This window comes from Pseudomonas sp. NPDC087185 (assembly GCF_044744955.1).
Classification (GTDB): Bacteria; Pseudomonadota; Gammaproteobacteria; order Pseudomonadales; family Pseudomonadaceae; genus Aquipseudomonas.
Map to the genome: position 1 here is coordinate 453,030 of NZ_JBIUZK010000004.1, position 16,210 is coordinate 469,239.

Annotated in this window: 14 protein-coding genes; 6 read left to right on the forward strand and 8 right to left on the reverse strand. The window is 65.1% G+C overall.

Features of this window, described 5'->3' with window-relative positions; all coding sequences use genetic code 11:
- The first annotated feature begins 158 nt into the window (after positions 1 to 158).
- Complete coding sequence (locus tag ACIPIJ_RS16700; RefSeq protein WP_401078476.1) at positions 159 to 599, forward strand: acyl-CoA thioesterase; 441 nt, start codon at positions 159 to 161, stop codon at positions 597 to 599.
- Between the two features lie 56 nt (positions 600 to 655).
- Here ACIPIJ_RS16700 and ACIPIJ_RS16705 read toward each other — a convergent pair whose 3' ends face one another.
- From ACIPIJ_RS16705 to fdhD, 3 genes are all read right to left on the reverse strand, one after another.
- On the reverse strand, positions 656 to 1,135 hold the full coding sequence (locus tag ACIPIJ_RS16705) for a glycine zipper domain-containing protein (protein ID WP_012316712.1): 480 nt from the start codon (positions 1,133 to 1,135) through the stop codon (positions 656 to 658).
- 214 nt (positions 1,136 to 1,349) lie between these two features.
- Positions 1,350 to 3,695, reverse strand: coding sequence for an FdhF/YdeP family oxidoreductase (locus ACIPIJ_RS16710; protein ID WP_401078478.1), 2,346 nt, complete (start codon positions 3,693 to 3,695; stop codon positions 1,350 to 1,352).
- Between the two features lie 5 nt (positions 3,696 to 3,700).
- A complete protein-coding gene (fdhD, locus tag ACIPIJ_RS16715; protein WP_401078480.1) occupies positions 3,701 to 4,531 on the reverse strand; it encodes a formate dehydrogenase accessory sulfurtransferase FdhD in 831 nt (276 codons plus the stop codon).
- A 176-nt stretch (positions 4,532 to 4,707) separates the two neighbouring features.
- Between fdhD and lysM the strand changes: the two genes are divergently transcribed.
- Positions 4,708 to 5,148, forward strand: coding sequence for a peptidoglycan-binding protein LysM (gene lysM, locus ACIPIJ_RS16720; protein ID WP_401078482.1), 441 nt, complete (start codon positions 4,708 to 4,710; stop codon positions 5,146 to 5,148).
- Between the two features lie 114 nt (positions 5,149 to 5,262).
- On the opposite strand, the gene yrfG is transcribed toward lysM, so the two are convergent.
- On the reverse strand, positions 5,263 to 5,925 hold the full coding sequence (yrfG, locus tag ACIPIJ_RS16725) for a GMP/IMP nucleotidase (RefSeq protein WP_401078485.1): 663 nt from the start codon (positions 5,923 to 5,925) through the stop codon (positions 5,263 to 5,265).
- A gap of 64 nt (positions 5,926 to 5,989) precedes the next feature.
- Between yrfG and nudE the strand changes: the two genes are divergently transcribed.
- Both nudE and cysQ read left to right on the forward strand, forming a co-directional pair.
- Positions 5,990 to 6,556: an ADP compounds hydrolase NudE gene (gene nudE, locus ACIPIJ_RS16730; RefSeq protein ID WP_401078488.1), complete on the forward strand. Its 567-nt coding sequence runs from the start codon at positions 5,990 to 5,992 to the stop codon at positions 6,554 to 6,556.
- Positions 6,553 to 7,371 carry a 3'(2'),5'-bisphosphate nucleotidase CysQ gene (gene cysQ, locus ACIPIJ_RS16735; protein WP_401078491.1) on the forward strand — a complete coding sequence of 273 codons (819 nt, stop codon included), beginning with the start codon at positions 6,553 to 6,555 and terminating at the stop codon, positions 7,369 to 7,371. The genes nudE and cysQ overlap by 4 nt, the downstream gene beginning before the upstream one ends.
- Positions 7,372 to 7,450: 79 nt before the next feature.
- Here the strand turns inward: cysQ and ACIPIJ_RS16740 are convergent, their stop codons facing one another.
- Genes ACIPIJ_RS16740 through rfbC form a run of 4 tightly spaced genes read right to left on the reverse strand, consistent with a single transcriptional unit; the run spans position 7,451 to position 11,723 of the window.
- Positions 7,451 to 7,906, reverse strand: a complete 456-nt coding sequence (locus ACIPIJ_RS16740; RefSeq protein WP_401078494.1) for a YiiD C-terminal domain-containing protein — start codon at positions 7,904 to 7,906, stop codon at positions 7,451 to 7,453.
- Complete coding sequence (locus ACIPIJ_RS16745; protein ID WP_401078496.1) at positions 7,893 to 9,311, reverse strand: sigma-54-dependent transcriptional regulator; 1,419 nt, start codon at positions 9,309 to 9,311, stop codon at positions 7,893 to 7,895. Before ACIPIJ_RS16745 ends, ACIPIJ_RS16740 begins: the two co-directional genes overlap by 14 nt.
- Positions 9,308 to 11,122 carry an ATP-binding protein gene (locus ACIPIJ_RS16750; RefSeq protein ID WP_401078498.1) on the reverse strand — a complete coding sequence of 605 codons (1,815 nt, stop codon included), beginning with the start codon at positions 11,120 to 11,122 and terminating at the stop codon, positions 9,308 to 9,310. The genes ACIPIJ_RS16745 and ACIPIJ_RS16750 overlap by 4 nt, the downstream gene beginning before the upstream one ends.
- Positions 11,123 to 11,180: 58 nt before the next feature.
- Positions 11,181 to 11,723 carry a dTDP-4-dehydrorhamnose 3,5-epimerase gene (gene rfbC / locus ACIPIJ_RS16755; RefSeq protein WP_401078501.1) on the reverse strand — a complete coding sequence of 181 codons (543 nt, stop codon included), beginning with the start codon at positions 11,721 to 11,723 and terminating at the stop codon, positions 11,181 to 11,183.
- Between the two features lie 193 nt (positions 11,724 to 11,916).
- Between rfbC and ACIPIJ_RS16760 the strand changes: the two genes are divergently transcribed.
- Positions 11,917 to 14,817, forward strand: a complete 2,901-nt coding sequence (locus ACIPIJ_RS16760) for an aminotransferase (protein WP_401078504.1) — start codon at positions 11,917 to 11,919, stop codon at positions 14,815 to 14,817.
- Between the two features lie 152 nt (positions 14,818 to 14,969).
- Entirely contained in the window at positions 14,970 to 16,076 is a 1,107-nt protein-coding gene (gene aguA, locus ACIPIJ_RS16765; protein WP_401078506.1) for an agmatine deiminase, read from the forward strand.
- Positions 16,077 to 16,210 lie beyond the last annotated feature (134 nt).

Consider the following 16,210-nt stretch of genomic DNA (forward strand, 5'->3'; position numbering starts at 1 on the left):
AAAACCGCCCCCCGGGGCGGTTTTTTTGCGCCTGATGGTTTGTATTGTTCTTGCTGGGCGCTTCGTGGATTTACCCGTTAAGAGGCCAGCAAATACTCAACAAGCCTGGAATTTCTGTTTCACTGATAGCATTCATTGCGACCTTGCGAGAGAGACAGATGACTGAATCCCCCAACCGCAACGCTTTCTCCCACTTCCACCCCATCCTCACTCGCCCTCAGGACAACGACCACAACGGCCACATTGCCGGCACCACCGTGCACGGCTTCTTCGAGACGGCCATCCAGGCCTTTCTCGTCGAGCAAGCCGAGTTCGACCTGCGTGAAGGCACGCTGGCGGCGTTCGTGGTCAGTTCGGCGGCGGATTTCTTTGCGCTGCCGGGCTTCCCCGATGTGCTTGAGGTGGGCCTTGGCGTGACGCGCCTGGCGGGCAGCACGGTGGAGTACCGCCTGGCCCTGTATCGCCCAGGGGAGGCGGATGCCTGCGCGGCGGGGGTGGTGGTGCAGGTGTTCATCGAGCGTGCCAGCGGCCGGCCGGTGCCGTTGCCGGAAGCGCTGCAGGCCATTCTTGCCGGGCTGCAACTCGACCCGCAGGCATGAAAAAGCCCCGCCGGTGAGGGCGGGGCTTTTGGCTACCAGGGCGTTGGCCCGAGGTATCAGTCGCGCCAGTGGCGCTTATGCTTGCGGTGGCCATAGTGGCGGCCACGGTCGTAGTGACGACGGTCGTCGTAGCCACGACGGTAGCGGCGATCGTCATGGCGATCGTCGTCATCGGCCTTGTTACCCAGGTAGTTACCCAGTGCGCCACCGGCACCGCCGCCTGCGGCTGCACCAATGTAGCTGCCAGTGGTACCACCGACCGATCGACCGACCACGTTACCGCCTGCTGCGCCCAGGGCACCGCCGATAGCGGCCTCACCACGCTGGCGCTTGTCGGCACCCAGGGCACCGCCGGCCGCACCACCCAGACCGGCACCAATGGCGCCGCCGGTGCTACCACCGATGGAGTTGCCCACTACGGAGCCGAGTACCCCACCCAATGCGCCGCCAATGCCGGCCTCGGTATTGCCACCGGCCATGGCAACGCCGCTGAGCAAGCTGAAAGACAACAACAGAATCGAGGAGTACTTCTTCATCAAGAGAGCCTCATAGGGATGACGAGGGCGAATTTGAGGCTCCTTGAGGCGGCTGGCAACGAAAATCCGACGAGTAGCACGAGTTGTACACAATTGTCTAAGTTGCTGTATTTGCTGTGAAACTTTATCGATTTTCGCGTGTCTGAGGTTATTGTGACGAAGCCCCGGACCCTTGTGGAACGGGGCTTTTTCGTTTTTGCCGGCCAACCCGTCGTTACACGATTCGCCCGTCGTCGCGTGCCCGCTCCAGCTTGATGGCGACGAATTTGGACGTCGGTGTATGGCTGCCCTCGCCGATGCTTTCCAGCGGAATCAGCGGGTTCACTTCCGGGTAATACGCCGCCGCCTGCCCTGCCGGGATATCGAAGGCCAACAGGGTGAAACCGTGCACGCGGCGCACATGCTCATCCCCCCACAGCGAAACGATGTCGACCTTCTGCCCCGGCTGGAAGCCCAGGCGAATGATGTCGGCCTCGTTGGCGAACAACACGTCGCGCTGGCCGCGCACGCCACGGTAGCGGTCGTCCAGGCCGTAGATGGTGGTGTTGTACTGATCGTGCGAGCGCATCGATTGCATGATCAGGTCCGGCAGCTGGCCACTGGCGCGCACGCGCTCATCGAGCAGGCTGTCCGGCAGCAGGTTGGCCTTGAAGTTGGCGCGGCCGGTGGTGGTCTTCCATTGGCGGCTGCCGGCGCTGTTGCCCAGGTAAAAGCCGCCCGGATGCTGCAGGCGCTGGTTGAAGTCGGTGAAGCCGGCAATGGTGTCGCCGATCAGGTCGCGAATGCGGCTGTAGTCGGCCACCAGCCAGTGCCAGTCCACCGGGCGCGAACCCAGCGTGGCGGCGGCGATGCCGGCTACCACGGCCGGTTCCGAGCGCATCTGGTTCGACAGCGGCTTGAGCTGGCCGTTGGAGGCATGGACCATGCTGAACGAGTCTTCCACGGTGACCGCTTGCGGCCCGTCGGCCTGCAGGTCGATGTCGGTGCGGCCTAGGCAGGGCAGGATCAGCGCCTGCTTGCCGTGGATCAGGTGGCTGCGGTTGAGCTTGGTGCTGATGTGTACGGTCAGTGCGCAGTTGCGCAGGGCTTGGGCGGTACGCTCGGTATCCGGGGTGGCTTGGGCGAAGTTGCCACCCAGCCCGATGAACACCTTGGCGCGGCCGTCGAGCATGGCATGGATCGCCTCGACGGTGTTGTGGCCGTTGTGCCGTGGTACCGGGAAGCCGAAGCGTTTTTCGAGGGCATCGAGCAGCGCCACCGGTGGGCGTTCGTTGATGCCCATGGTGCGGTCGCCCTGCACGTTGCTATGGCCGCGCACCGGGCACAGGCCTGCGCCGGGCGCGCCGATGTTGCCGCGCAGCATCTGCAGGTTGACGATTTCCTGGATGGTCGGCACCGAGTGGCGGTGCTGGGTGATGCCCATCGCCCAGCACATGATCACCCGCTTGCCGCGGCAGTACATGCGTGCGGCAAGTTCGATATCGGCCAGCGTCAGGCCGGACTGCTCCTGGATGTGCTGCCACGAGGTGGCATCGACTGCCGCCAGGTACGCATCGACGCCGTGGCCATGCTCGGCGATGAAGACATGGTCGAACACGGCCGGTTCGCCGTTGGCCTGCGCCTCGCGCTCCCACTGCAGCAGGAACTTGGCCATGCCACGCAGCATGGCCATGTCGCCGCCCAGGGCCGGGCGGAAGAATGCGGTGTTGGTCGGCCGGTCGCTGTTGGTCAACATCTCCAGCGGGTTCTGCGGGTGCTGGAAGCGCTCCAGGCCACGCTCCTTGAGCGGGTTGACGCACACCACCTGGGCGCCGCGCTTCACCGCGTCGCGCAGTGGGTCGAGCATGCGCGGGTGGTTGGTGCCCGGGTTCTGGCCCCAGACGAAGATCGCATCGGCATGCTCGAAATCGTCGAAGGTGACGGTGCCCTTGCCCACGCCCACGCTTTGCCCCAGGGCTACACCGCTGGCTTCGTGGCACATGTTCGAGCAGTCGGGGAAGTTGTTGGTGCCGTAGGCGCGTACGAACAGCTGGTACAAGTACGCCGCTTCATTGCTGGCCCGCCCCGAGGTGTAGAACTCGGCCTGGTCCGGGCTGGCCAGCTTGTTCAGCTCACCCGCGATCAAGGCGAAGGCAGCATCCCAGGCGATCGGCTGGTAGCGGTCGCTGGCCGGGTCGTAAACCATCGGCTCGGTCAGGCGGCCCTGGTATTCGAGCCAGTAGTCGCTCTGCTGGAGCAGCGCGCTGACGCTGTAGCGGGCGAAGAAGGCGGCATCGACCCGGCGCTTGGTCGCCTCCCAGTTAACCGCCTTGGCGCCGTTCTCGCAGAACTTGACCATGCCGCTCTCGGGCGAGTCGCCCCAGGCGCAGCCCGGGCAGTCGAAGCCGCCGTTCTGGTTGGTCTTGAGCAAGGCGCGCAGGTTCTTCAGCGCATTGTCGCTGCCGACCCAGGCCTTGGCCACGCTGCGCAGCGCGCCCCAGCCACCGGCGGGGCCGTGGTAGGGCTTGTAGCGAGGGGTGGAGGCTGGGGCGTTATCTGGAAGAGGCTGGTACGAGGTCACGGCTGTTACGACTCCGCCGCTGGGCTGTAGACCCGCGGTGCACTGTGTTTGGGCAGATGAATGAGGTTGAGGTTGTGCTTGCGCGCCCATTGCAGGGCGAGGCCCGTGGGCGCCGAAAGGCTGACCAGGGTCTGGATGCCGGCGCGCAGGACTTTCTGGATCAGTTCCAGGCTGCAGCGGCTGGTGACGATGGCCAGCCCGCCTTCTGTGGCGATGCCCTGGCGCAGCAGGGCGCCGATCAGCTTGTCCAGGGCGTTGTGCCGGCCGATGTCTTCGCGGCCGAGCAGCAGTTCGCCCTGGGCATTCATGAACAGCGCCGCGTGCACGGCACCGCAGTGCTGGCCCAGGGGCTGGAAGGCATCGATGCGTTGGCGCAGGCCAGCCAGCCACTGCGCCGGTGGTAGCGGCGCGCCGGGCAGTTCGGCCAGTTCCGGCAGCGCCTGCTCCAGGGCTTCGACACCGCACAGGCCGCAGCCGCTGGTACCGGCCAGCTGGCGGCGCTGGTTTTTCAGGTTCCAGAACGCACGGCTGGAAATGTCCAGGTCGGCATACATCGCCGAGCCGCTGCCGGACAGTTTCAGGTCATAGATTTCTGCGGTGCCCTCGACAATGCCGCTGCCCACGCTGAAACCGACCGCAAAGTCTTCGAGGTCGGTGGGGCTGACCAGCATCACGGCCTGGTTGAGGCCATTGAAGGCAATCGCCAGGGCGACTTCCTCGGCCAGTGGCGTGCTGGCACGTGCGGCGTCGTCGAGCTGGACGTAATCGTAGGTGTTGCTGGCGGCAGGCAAGGCCAGTGGCGTCGAGGCCGCGCAGACCGGAGGCTTGCTGTTCATCGGGGCTGACTACCGGCGGCTATTTGATAGCACTCAGCCTAGGCTTGTGCGCCGGTCACGTCTAATCGCTAGGGTCTATGCCTTGATAGACCGCGTCGATTGGTCGCAGTGGGGCAGGTCTTGGAAACCTGGCCTAGACTCGTGTGTTCGAGGTTTCAATCAACTAGGAGAACGCAATGAGCCTGTTCAGTTTCGTAAAGGAAGCCGGCGAGAAGTTGATCGACCTGCTGACCCCTGGCAATGCCAATGCCGAGGAGCAGCTGAAGAAACACGTGGAAAGTGTCGGCTTGGGCAACCCGAACATCACCGCCACTGTAGAGGGTGACAAGATCATCCTCAAGGGCGAGGTGGCCAGCCAGGAGGAGAAAGAGAAGATCATCCTCGCTGCCGGCAACATCAATGGTGTGGCCAGCGTCGATGACCAGATCACCGTAACAGGGCCGGTGGTTCAGGCTGCGCGGTTCGTTACGGTGAAAAAGGGTGACACGCTGTCAGCGATTGCCGTAGTCGTGTACGGCAACGCCAACCAGTACAACAAGATCTTCGAGGCCAACAAACCGATGCTCAAGCACCCGGACAAGATCTATCCGGGGCAGGTGCTGCGCATTCCGGACTGACAGATTTCTATCATGTGCGCCGGCCAATCGCCGGCAAGCCGGCCCCCACGGAATAACCACAGCGCTCAAGAGGTGTGGGGAACTTGTGGGAGCCGGCTTGCCGGCGATTGGGCCTCAAAGACCTGCCAACAATTCCCGGTAATCCTCGACCGCTGCAAATTCCTGGGTATCCCGAGGCGCCGCCTGGCTGTCCGGCTGGCGCACCGCCAGCAAGTGCCCAACACCATACGCCCGGGCACTGCGCAAAATGGCCAGCGTGTCGTCGATGAACAGGCTGCGCGCAGGCTCAAAGCCGATATCCGCCTGCAACGCATCCCAGAACTGCGGGCTTTCTTTCGGGTAGCCATAATCATGCGAACTGATCAGCCGCTCGAAATACGGCGCCAGTTCCACCCGCTCCAGCTTCAGCGACAGCGAATCGCGATGCGCATTGGTGATCATCACCACGCGCTTGCCCGCCTGGCGGATCGCCGCCAGGAACGTATCGGCGTCGGGCCGCAGGGCGATCAGGTCGGCGATCTCGCGTTTCAGTTCGCGGATCGGCAGGTTCAGCTCGCGGCTCCAGAAGTCCAGGCAGTACCAGTTGAGGGTGCCGGCATTGCGCTCGAACAGCGGCTGCAGCTCCATTTCCGCCATGGCCCGGCTCACGCCATGCACCTCGGCGTAGCGCTGGGGCAGGTGCTCGAGCCAGAAGCGGTTGTCATAGTGCAGGTCGAGCAGGGTACCGTCCATGTCCAGCAGGACAGTATCGATGGCGGACCAGGGAAGAACAGGCATGGGAAACTCTCGTTCAGTCGGCAAGCCACGGTATAGTAACCCGTTCACGCCAAGGAGCCGCCCCATGCGCCAGAAACCCACCGTACTCAGCCGCGAGATTGTCGCCAGCAGCCGCTTGTTCCGCGTCGAGGCCGTGCAGTTGCGCTTCAGCAATGGCACCGAGCGTACCTACGAGCGCCTGGTCGGCCGTGGTAACGGTTATGGCGCGGTGATGATCGTGGCCATGCTCGATGCCGAACACGCGGTGCTGGTCGAGGAATACTGCGGCGGCACCGACGAGTACGAGCTCTCGTTGCCAAAGGGCCTGATCGAGCCGGGTGAGGACGTGCTGGCGGCAGCCGACCGGGAGCTCAAGGAAGAAGCCGGCTTTGGCGCCCGTCAGCTGGAGCACCTGACCGAGCTGTCGCTGTCGCCGGGCTACATGAGCCAGAAGATCCAGGTGGTGCTGGCCACCGACCTCTACGAGGAGCGCCTGGAAGGTGACGAACCGGAGCCGATGCGGGTCGACAAGGTCAACCTGCGCGAGCTCGCGGCCCTGGCCATGCACCCGCAGTTCACCGAAGGCCGGGCGCTGGCGGCGCTGTACCTGGCCCGCGACCTGTTGACCCAGCGGGGGCTGCTCGACGTATGAACGACCAGCAACTGATGCATGAAGTGGTGCAGCTGGCCGGCCTGGCGGGCGAGGCAATCCTGCCGTTCTGGCGCGCCGATGTGGCCGTGACCAACAAGGCCGACGACTCGCCGGTGACCGCCGCCGACCTGGCTGCGCACCGGGTCATTGCCGATGGCCTGCAGGCCCTGGCGCCGCACATCCCGGTCCTGTCCGAGGAAGACTGCAATATCCCGCTGGCCGAGCGCCAGGGCTGGCAGCGCTGGTGGCTGGTCGACCCGCTGGACGGGACCAAGGAATTCATCGCCGGCAGCGAGGAGTTCACCGTCAACATCGCGCTGATCGAAAAGGGTGAAGTGGTGTTCGGCGTGGTGTCGATGCCCACCTGCGGGCGCTGCTATTTCGGTGGCCGTGGTTTGGGTGCCTGGCGTGCAGAGGCGGGTGAGGTTGCCGAGCCTATTCAGGTGCGTAACGCGCCGCCGGCGGGTGGGCGTTTCACCGTAGTTGCAAGCCGTCGGCATTCAAGCCCGGAACAGGAAGCGCTGTTGGCTGGCCTCGGTGATGCGGTTGGCGAACTGGAACTGGCCAATATCGGCAGCTCGCTGAAATTCTGCCTGCTGGCCGAAGGCAGCGCCGACTGCTACCCGCGCCTGGCGCCGACCTCGCAGTGGGATACTGCCGCCGCCCAGGGCGTGGTGGAGGGCGCCGGTGGCGAGGTCATCGAGCTCGATGGCTCGCCGTTCCGGTATCCGCCACGGGAGTCCCTGCTCAACCCGTATTTCCTGGCGTTGCCGGCACATGCTGCATGGCGACGGGCGTTCCTGAGCCTGATCTAAAAGCCTATGCACGCGCCCGGTGGGCGCGGGCTCACCCGCGAAACAGGCTCCGCGGCGTATGGCACGGGCCTCGCCCGTGTCAGCGGTGCAGGACGTACTGGCCGCTGAACTTTACCGCGGGCTCATCGCTGCCGGCGTTGCTCACCGTGGTCTGCAGCGTCAGCCGCGCACGGCCCCGGCGCTGGTACATCGTCACGAAACGTTCCCACGTCTTGGCATCTGGCGCCGCGCAGCGTGCCACTGCCGTGCCGTTCACCGGCAACGGGTAGCTGATCTGGCCTTCCTGGATGACGATGTGCCCGTCATCGATGCCCAGTTCGCGCAGGCGCAGGTGCAACCAACCCCAGCCCACCAGCACCGCGGCGCAATACAGGCTGCCACCGAACATGGTGCTCTTGTGGTTGACGTTGGCCGCCAGCGGCAGTTGCAGGCTGAGGGTGTGGTGCTGCCAGTCGATGACCTCCAGGCCCATTTCGCGGGTCAGGGGAATATCGCTGTGCAGTACCGATTGCAGGTACTGGCTATCGTTGTTCATGGCGGTTGTCCTCATGGTCGTCTGGCCCGCTGTTGCCGCCGTCAAAATTGAGGCCGTGCTTGCGCAGCTTGTCGTGCAGGGTCTTGCGCGGGATGCCCAGGGCTTCGGCCAGGCTGCGCATCGAGCTGTGCGGCTGGGCCAACTCGGCGGCGATCAGCGAGCGCTCGAACTGCTCCACCTGTTCACTGAGGTTGCCCAGCGGTATGGGCGCCGAGGGCGCTGCAGCAGCGGGTGCCTGGCTATCCAGGGCCAGTTCCAGGCCGAGGGCGAAGCGCTCGGCGGCGTTTTGCAGTTCACGCACGTTGCCGGGCCAGCCATGGCGCAGCAGCATCGCCCGTTGCGCTGGCTGCAGGCTGTGCGGGGCAAGGCCGTGGCGCTGGCTGGCGGTGTCGGCGAAGTGCTGGAACAGCACCAGGATGTCGTCGCCGCGCTCGCGCAGCGGCGGGATGCGCAGCGGCGCCACGTTCAGGCGGTAATAAAGGTCGGCGCGAAAACGCCCTTGGTCGGCAGACTGGCGCAGGTCTTCCTTGGTCGCGGCGATGATGCGGATATCCAGCGGGATCAGCTGGTTGCCACCCAGGCGTTCGACCACCCGTTCCTGCAGCAGGCGCAGCAGCTTGACCTGCACGTCCAGGCTCATGCTCTCGATTTCGTCGAGGAACAGCGTGCCGCCATTGGCGAACTCGAACTTGCCGATGCGGCGCTTCTGCGCGCCGGTGAAGGCGCCAGGTTCGTGGCCGAACAGTTCGCTTTCGACCACCGATTCGGCCAGTGCGCCGGCATTGATGGCCACGAAGGGCCCGTCGCGGCGGCTGGACAGGTCGTGCAGGGCCCGGGCCACCACTTCTTTGCCGGCGCCGGTTTCGCCGAGGATCAGCACGTCGGCGCGGGTGCCGGCGAGGGCGCCGATCTGCTCGCGCAAGCGCTGCATGGACGGCGAATGGCCGACCAGGCGGGTGGCCAGCTGCTGGCGATCGCTCAGGGCCAGGCGCAGGCTGCGGTTGTCCAGCACCAACCGGCGCAAGGCCAGGGCGCGGCGCACGCTGTCGAGCAGCGCATCGCTGGCGAACGGCTTCTCAAGGAAGTCGTAGGCGCCTGCGCGCATGGCCTGCACTGCCAGCGGCACATCGCCGTGGCCGGTGATCAGCAGCACCGGCAGTTCGCTGTCGCGGCCGTGCAGTTGCTCCAGCAGTTGCAGGCCGTCGATACCGGGCATGCGGATATCGCTGACCACCACGCCCGGCCAGTCGGGCTCGATGCGTTCGGCCACGCCTTGGGCGTCGGCCAGGGTGACCACCTTGAGCCCGGCCAGGTCGAGGGTCTGGCTCAGGGCCTGGCGCAGGTGCGGGTCGTCGTCGACCAGCAGCACCTGGGCCTGGTTGTCGATGCAAGGCTCGGTCGTCATGCCGAGAGGTCCTCCGAATTGGGCAAGGTAGCGCCGGGGGCGGCCACGCGCAGTTGCAAGGTGAGCAAGGCGCCACCTTCCGGGTGGTTGGCCAGCAGCAGTTCGCCGCCCAAGGCACGCATCAGGCTTTCGCAGATGGCCAGGCCCAGGCCCAGGCCCTGGGTGCGGGTCTTGGTGGTGAAGAACGGCTCCTTGGCGTGCTCCAGCGCCTGGCGGCTGAAGCCTGGGCCGTTGTCGCGGATGAACAGGTAGACGCAGTCATCGCGCTTTTCGGCACTCAGCCACAGGCGGCGTGGGTTGGCTTTTTCGGTCAAGGCATCGAGGGCGTTGGCCAGCAGGTTGCCGAGTACCTGGCGCAGGCGGGTTTCACCGGCCTGTACCCACAGGGTGGCATCCGGCAGGTCGCGGATCAGTTCCACAGCCATCGCTCGGCGGCGCTTGGCCAGCAAGGCCAGGGCGTCGTCCAGCGCCGGCTGCAGCGCCACGCTTTCCGGGGCGTGGCGGTCGCGGCGGGCGAAGGCGCGTAAGTGGGCGATGATCGAGGCCATGCGCCCGGTCAGCTCGCCGATCAGCTTGAGGTTGCCGCGGGCGTCCTCGGTGCGTGAGTGATCGAGCAGTATCTCGGCGTTTTCGGCATAGCTGCGGATCGCCGCCAAGGGTTGATTGAGCTCGTGGCTGATGCTGGCCGACATGGTGCCGAGCACCGACAATTTGCCGGCCTGTACCAGCTCGTCCTGGGCGCGTACCAGCTCCTGCTGGGCGTTCTCGCGCTCCAGTACCGCACTTTTGAGCCGGGTATTGAGGCCCTCGAGGTCGGCGGTGCGCTGCACTACACGGTTTTCCAGCTCCTGGCGGGCATGGGCTTCGAAGCCGATGCGGTCGATGTAGTGGCGGCGCCGTTGCATCACCAGGCCGGCCAGCAGCATCAGCACCAGCAGCGCCCCGGCGCCGATGGCCATGACCGTCTGCACCGAGCGGTCGACCAGCGTGCGCGGGGCGAGGATGCTGACCTGCCAGCCGGTCTCCTTGATGTCGCGGGTCTGGGCCAGCCAGGCATCCTGGTTGAGCACCAGCGGCTGAGGTGCCTGGGTCGGGTAGGGCTGGATGGCGATGATCGCCTGGCGCTCGGCCTCGGTCAGCGCGCGGGTGGCGCGGAACCGCCAGTCGGGCCGCGAGGTGAGGATCACCACACCGTTGTGGTCGGTCAGCAGCAGTTGCTCCGGGGTGCGGCCCCAAAGGGTTTCGGTGTGGTCGAGGTCGACCTTGACCACTAGCACTCCGACGATGCGCTCGCGGTCGCGCACGGCGGCAGCGAAGAAGTAACCGCGCTTGGCCGAGGTGGTGCCTTGGCCGAAGAAGCGCCCAAGGTGCCCAGCCATGGCTTCGTTGAAGTACGGGCGGAAGGCAAAATTACGGCCGACGAAGCTGTCGTGCTTGTCCCAGTTGGAAGCGGCGAGGGTATTGCCGCTGACATCCATCAGGTACATCACCTCGGCGCCCGTCTGGTGGACGATGTCCTTGAGCAGGCGGTTGGCGTTGGTCACCGCTTCGAGTTTGAACGGGTCGGCCAGCACACTGCGCAGCGCCGGCAGGTCGCCGAGGATCTGCGGCAAGGTTTCGTAGCGGTGCAGGGTGCCGAGGAGGTTGGCCACGTACAGGTCGAGGGTCTGGCGATTCTGCGAGGCCAGTTCGTCCTGGTAATAGCGTTCGGCAAGGTGATGCAGGGGCCACAGCAAGGGGGCCAGGCACAGGGCCAGCAGGGCCAGGCTGCGCCAGCGGGGACGGCGTGGGTGCGTGGGTTTTGCAATCATCGCGTAAATGCGCCAGGGGAGACTGGCGCAATTATGCGCTACTTGAGGCAGCCATTCCTCATGGGAACAGGTCGGCGTCCTTCAGCAGGGCGCCCGCCTGGTCCTTGGCCGACAGCAGCGGCGCTTGCACGCCCCAGTCGATGGCCAGTTGCGGGTCGTCCCAGCGGATGCAGCGCTCGGCGGCAGGGTTGTAGTACTCGGTGGTCTTGTAGAGGAAGTCGGCCGACTCGCTCAGCACCAGGAACCCATGGGCGAACCCTGGCGGGATCCAGAACTGGCGGTGGTCGGCGGCGCACAGACGGGTGGCCACCCAGCGGCCGAAGGTTGGCGAGCTGCGGCGGATGTCCACGGCAACGTCGAGCACTTCACCCTGGGTCACGCGGACCAGTTTCCCCTGGGGGTTGTCGATCTGGTAGTGCAGCCCGCGCAGCACACCGCGCTGCGACCGTGAATGGTTGTCCTGGACGAAACGGGCGTCGACACCCGTCAGCCCGGCGAATTCACGGGCGTTGAAGCTTTCAAAGAAGAAACCGCGACTGTCACCGAAGATTTTTGGTTCGATGATCAGTACGTCAGGTATGTCGGTAGCGATTATGTTCATGGCGATTATCTGACCCGTGTACTCAGGGGATGGACCGTACCGGCCTCGTTCACTGTAGCCCGCCTTGGCTTGTTGCAGCCTAGATTGCCCTCATGACCGCGCACGGGCGCACGATCATCATTTCATCTTTGCCACTTGTGTATCGGCCTTGGCAGTGGCGAGATAAGCAAAAAGTAAAAGAGGTTTCATCTTCATGCCCCTCAGCACCCTGATCCAGCGTTCCAGCCTGCCCAGCCCTTCGCTCAGCGAAGCCCAGGCGCATGCCTTGCTTCAGGCGCATTACGACCTGGCCGGCAGCCTGTCGGCGCTGGGCAGCCAGCAGGACCTGAACTTCCGGCTGGACACGGGGCAGGCGCGGTTCGTGCTCAAGGTCTGCCACGGCAGTTATGCCCAGGCCGAGCTGCAAGCGCAGCATGCCGCGCTGGCGTACCTGCGTGAGCAAGGCTTGCCGGTACCTGCCGTGCGCCCGGCGCGCGATGGCCAGGCCTTGCTGGCGCTGGACATCGACGGGCAACCGCTGCGTGCACGCCTGCTCGATTATATCGACGGGCAGCCGCTGACACGCCTCAAGCACATGGCGCCGCGGCTGATGGCCGAACTGGGCACGCTGTGCGCGCGCATCGACCAGGCCCTGGCCGATTTCGACCACCCAGGCCTGGCGCGCACCCTGCAATGGGACCCGCAGCACGCCCAGGCGCTGATCGAGCATCTGCTGCCGGTGTTGCAGGATGCCGGGCAGCGCGCGCGCGTCGAGCAGGCCACACGCTTGGCCGCCGAACAGCTGGCACCGTTGGTCGGGCAATTGCCGAGCCAGGCCGTGCACCTGGACATCACCGACGATAACGCCGTCTGGGCCCGCGACGGCGAGCGGCAATGGCAACTGCAGGGCGTGATCGATTTCGGCGACTTGCTGCGTACCTGGCGTATCGCCGACCTGTCGGTGACCTGCGCGGCGCTGCTGCACCATGCCGAAGGCGACCCACTGCGCATTCTGCCGGCTGTCAGCGCCTACCAAGCCATCAACCCGCTGAGCGAAGCCGAACTGCGTGCCTTGTGGCCGCTGGTGCTGAACCGTGCCGCCGTGTTGGTACTGAGCAGCGAGCAGCAACTGGCGGTGGACCCTGGCAACCAGTACACCCGTGACAATATCGCCCACGAGTGGGAAATCTTCGACACCGCTACCGCCGTGCCTTTCGCCTTGATGGAGGCGGCCATTCTGCAGGCTGCCGGTATCAAGCTGCCCGCGCTGAACCTGGCAGATTGCGCACCGTTGCTCCCGGACCTGGCTGGACAAGCGGTTAGCCGTGTCGATCTGGGTGTGCTCAGCACCCATTGCGAGGCGGGTAACTGGGAACAGCCTGGTTTCGACCAGCGCCTGCTGACCACGCAGCCCGCACCAGCTTGCAGCCTGCACGGCCAGTACCGCCTGTCGCAAACACACATCGACCGCCCCGAAGAGCCCGCCACCTGCGCCCTGGGCGTCGAACTGCATGTGCCCAACGGCAGTGTGGTCCAGGCGCCGCAAGCAGGTACCTGGCAACGCCATGGCGATGGCCGTGGCTGCCTGCGCACGCCGCAGTGGGCCTTGTGGCTGAGTGGCCTGGAAGATACCCCGGCAGACGGCCAGGCCGTGGCCAAGGGGCAGGCACTGGGCAGCAGTTGCGGCTTCCTCAGCGTTCAGTTGTGCCTGGACGGCGCCCTCCAGCCACCGTTCTTCGCCACGCCCTCCCAGGCCGCCGCCTGGCTGGCGCTGTGCCCGTCGCCAGCAGCGCTGCTGGGCTTCGACTGTGATGCCGAGCCGCTGGCCGACCCGCAGGCCCTGCTGGCCCGTCGCGATGCCAGCTTCGCCCGTTCGCAGAAACACTACTATGCACAGCCGCCGCATATCGAGCGTGGCTGGCGCAACTACCTGATCGACATGCAGGGCCGCTCCTACCTGGACATGCTCAACAACGTGGCGGTGCTCGGCCACGGTCACCCGCGCATGGTGGCCGAGTCGGCGCGGCAGTGGTCGTTGCTCAATACCAACTCGCGCTTCCATTACGCCGCCATCGCCGAGTTCTCCGAACGCCTGCTCACGCTGGCGCCGCCCGGCTTCGACCGGGTGTTCCTGGTCAACAGTGGTACCGAAGCCAACGACCTGGCAATCCGCCTGGCCTGGGCCTACAGCGGTGGGCGCGACCTGCTCAGCGTGCTGGAGGCCTACCATGGCTGGTCGGTGGCCACCGATGCCATTTCCACCTCGATCGCCGACAACCCGCAGGCCCTGGAAACCCGACCGGACTGGGTGCACCCGGTCGAGGCACCGAATACCTTCCGCGGCCGCTACCGGGGCGCCGACAGTGCTGGCGACTATTTGCGCGATGTCGATGCCAAGCTCGCCGACCTCGATGCCCGTGGCCGCCAGCTGGCCGGCATGATCTGCGAACCGGTGTACGGCAATGCCGGCGGTATTTCGCTGCCAGCAGGCTACTTGCAAGACGCCTACGCCAAAGTCCGTGCCCGCGGCGGTGTGTGCATCGCCGATGAAGTTCAGGTGGGTTACGGCCGCCTGGGCGAGTACTTCTGGGGCTTCGAAGAGCAGGGCGTGGTGCCCGACATCATCACCATGGCCAAGGGCATGGGCAACGGCCAGCCACTGGGCGCGGTGATCACCCGCCGCGACATCGCCGAGGCACTGGAGGCGCAGGGTTATTTCTTTTCGTCTGCCGGCGGCAGCCCGGTCAGCTGCCGTATCGGCATGGCGGTGCTGGATGTGATGGACGAGGAGGGGCTGTGGCAAAACACCCGCGACACCGGGCGTTACTTCAAGGCACGCCTGCAGGCGTTGGTCGATAAACATCCGCTGGCCGGTGCCGCGCATGGTTCGGGCTTTTATCTGGGGCTGGAACTGGTGCGCAACCGCGACACGCTGGAGCCGGCCACCGAGGAAACCATGGCGTTGTGCAACCGCCTGCGTGACCTGGGCATCTTCATGCAGCCCACCGGCGATTACCTGAACATCCTCAAGATCAAGCCGCCCATGTGCACCACGCGGGCCAGCGTGGACTACTTTGTGGACAGTGTGGAACGGGTTCTTTCCGAAGACCTATAAGCCCAGGATGCCACTCAAGCCGATTGTTATCGGCCTCGGTGGCATTTTTATTAACCGTTCGAGATTATCAGGCTTTTAATGCCGATATATATCGGTTATAAAATCGCCCTCTTCCATTGACCATCGGCCTAGGGCCTTTGCAGAGGTTAGCCATGAAAACCCTCAACTCCACCCCCCGCGCCGACGGTTTCCACATGCCCGCCGAATGGGCCCCGCAGAGCCAGGTGTGGATGGTCTGGCCAGAGCGTTCGGACAACTGGCGCCTGGGTGGCAAGCCTGCCCAGGCTGCCCACGTGACCCTGGCCAAGGCCATCGCCCGTTTCGAGCCGGTCACTGTGGCGGTTTCCGCCGGCCAGTACGAAAACGCCCGTCGCCAGCTCGACACGCCGAACATCCGTGTGGTGGAAATCAGCAACGATGACGCCTGGGTGCGCGACACCGGCCCTACCTTCGTGATCAACGATGCCGGCGAAGTGCGCGGTGTGGACTGGGGGTTCAACGCCTGGGGTGGTTTCGATGGCGGCCTGTACGCGCCGTGGAACCGCGACGAGGAACTGGCGGCCAAGGTCATGGAAATGGAGCGCTGCCAGCGTTACCACACAGAAGGTTTCGTGCTCGAAGGCGGCTCGATCCATGTGGACGGTGAGGGTACCCTGATCACCACCGAAGAGTGCCTGCTCAACCGCAACCGCAACCCGCACCTGAACCGCAAGCAGATCGAAGAGGTCCTGCGTGAACACCTGGCCGTCGAGACCATCGTCTGGCTGCCGGATGGCCTGTACAACGACGAAACCGACGGCCACGTCGACAACTTCTGCTGTTACGTCAGCCCAGGCGAAGTGTTACTGGCCTGGACCGATGATTCCAACGACCCCAACTACGCACGCTGCCACGCCGCCTACGATGTGCTGAAAAGCAGCCGTGACGCCAAGGGCCGCGAGTTTGTGGTGCACAAGATGCCGATCCCGGGCCCGCTGTTCGCCACCGAAGAAGAGTGCGCCGGTGTCGACCAGGTGGCCGGCAGCCAGGAACGTGACCCGTCGGTACGCCTGGCCGGTTCCTATGTGAACTTCCTGATCGTCAACGGCGGCATCATTGCGCCGAGCTTCGACGACCCGGCGGATGCCCAGGCTAGAGCGATCCTGGCCAAGGTCTTCCCCGACCACGAAGTGGTGATGATCCCGGGCCGTGAGCTGCTGCTCGGCGGTGGCAACATCCACTGCCTGACCCAACAGCAACCGGCACCGGTCAAGCGCTGATACAACGCTGTGCAAAAAGGCCCGTCATATGACGGGCCTTTTTTTGCGGCGGCTTCCGGCCTGTCGAAATGGCATATGTTTTGTATTGTTTTCAGGGAGTTAACCCGGACAGTACGGTCACTCCGTTCTGTAAC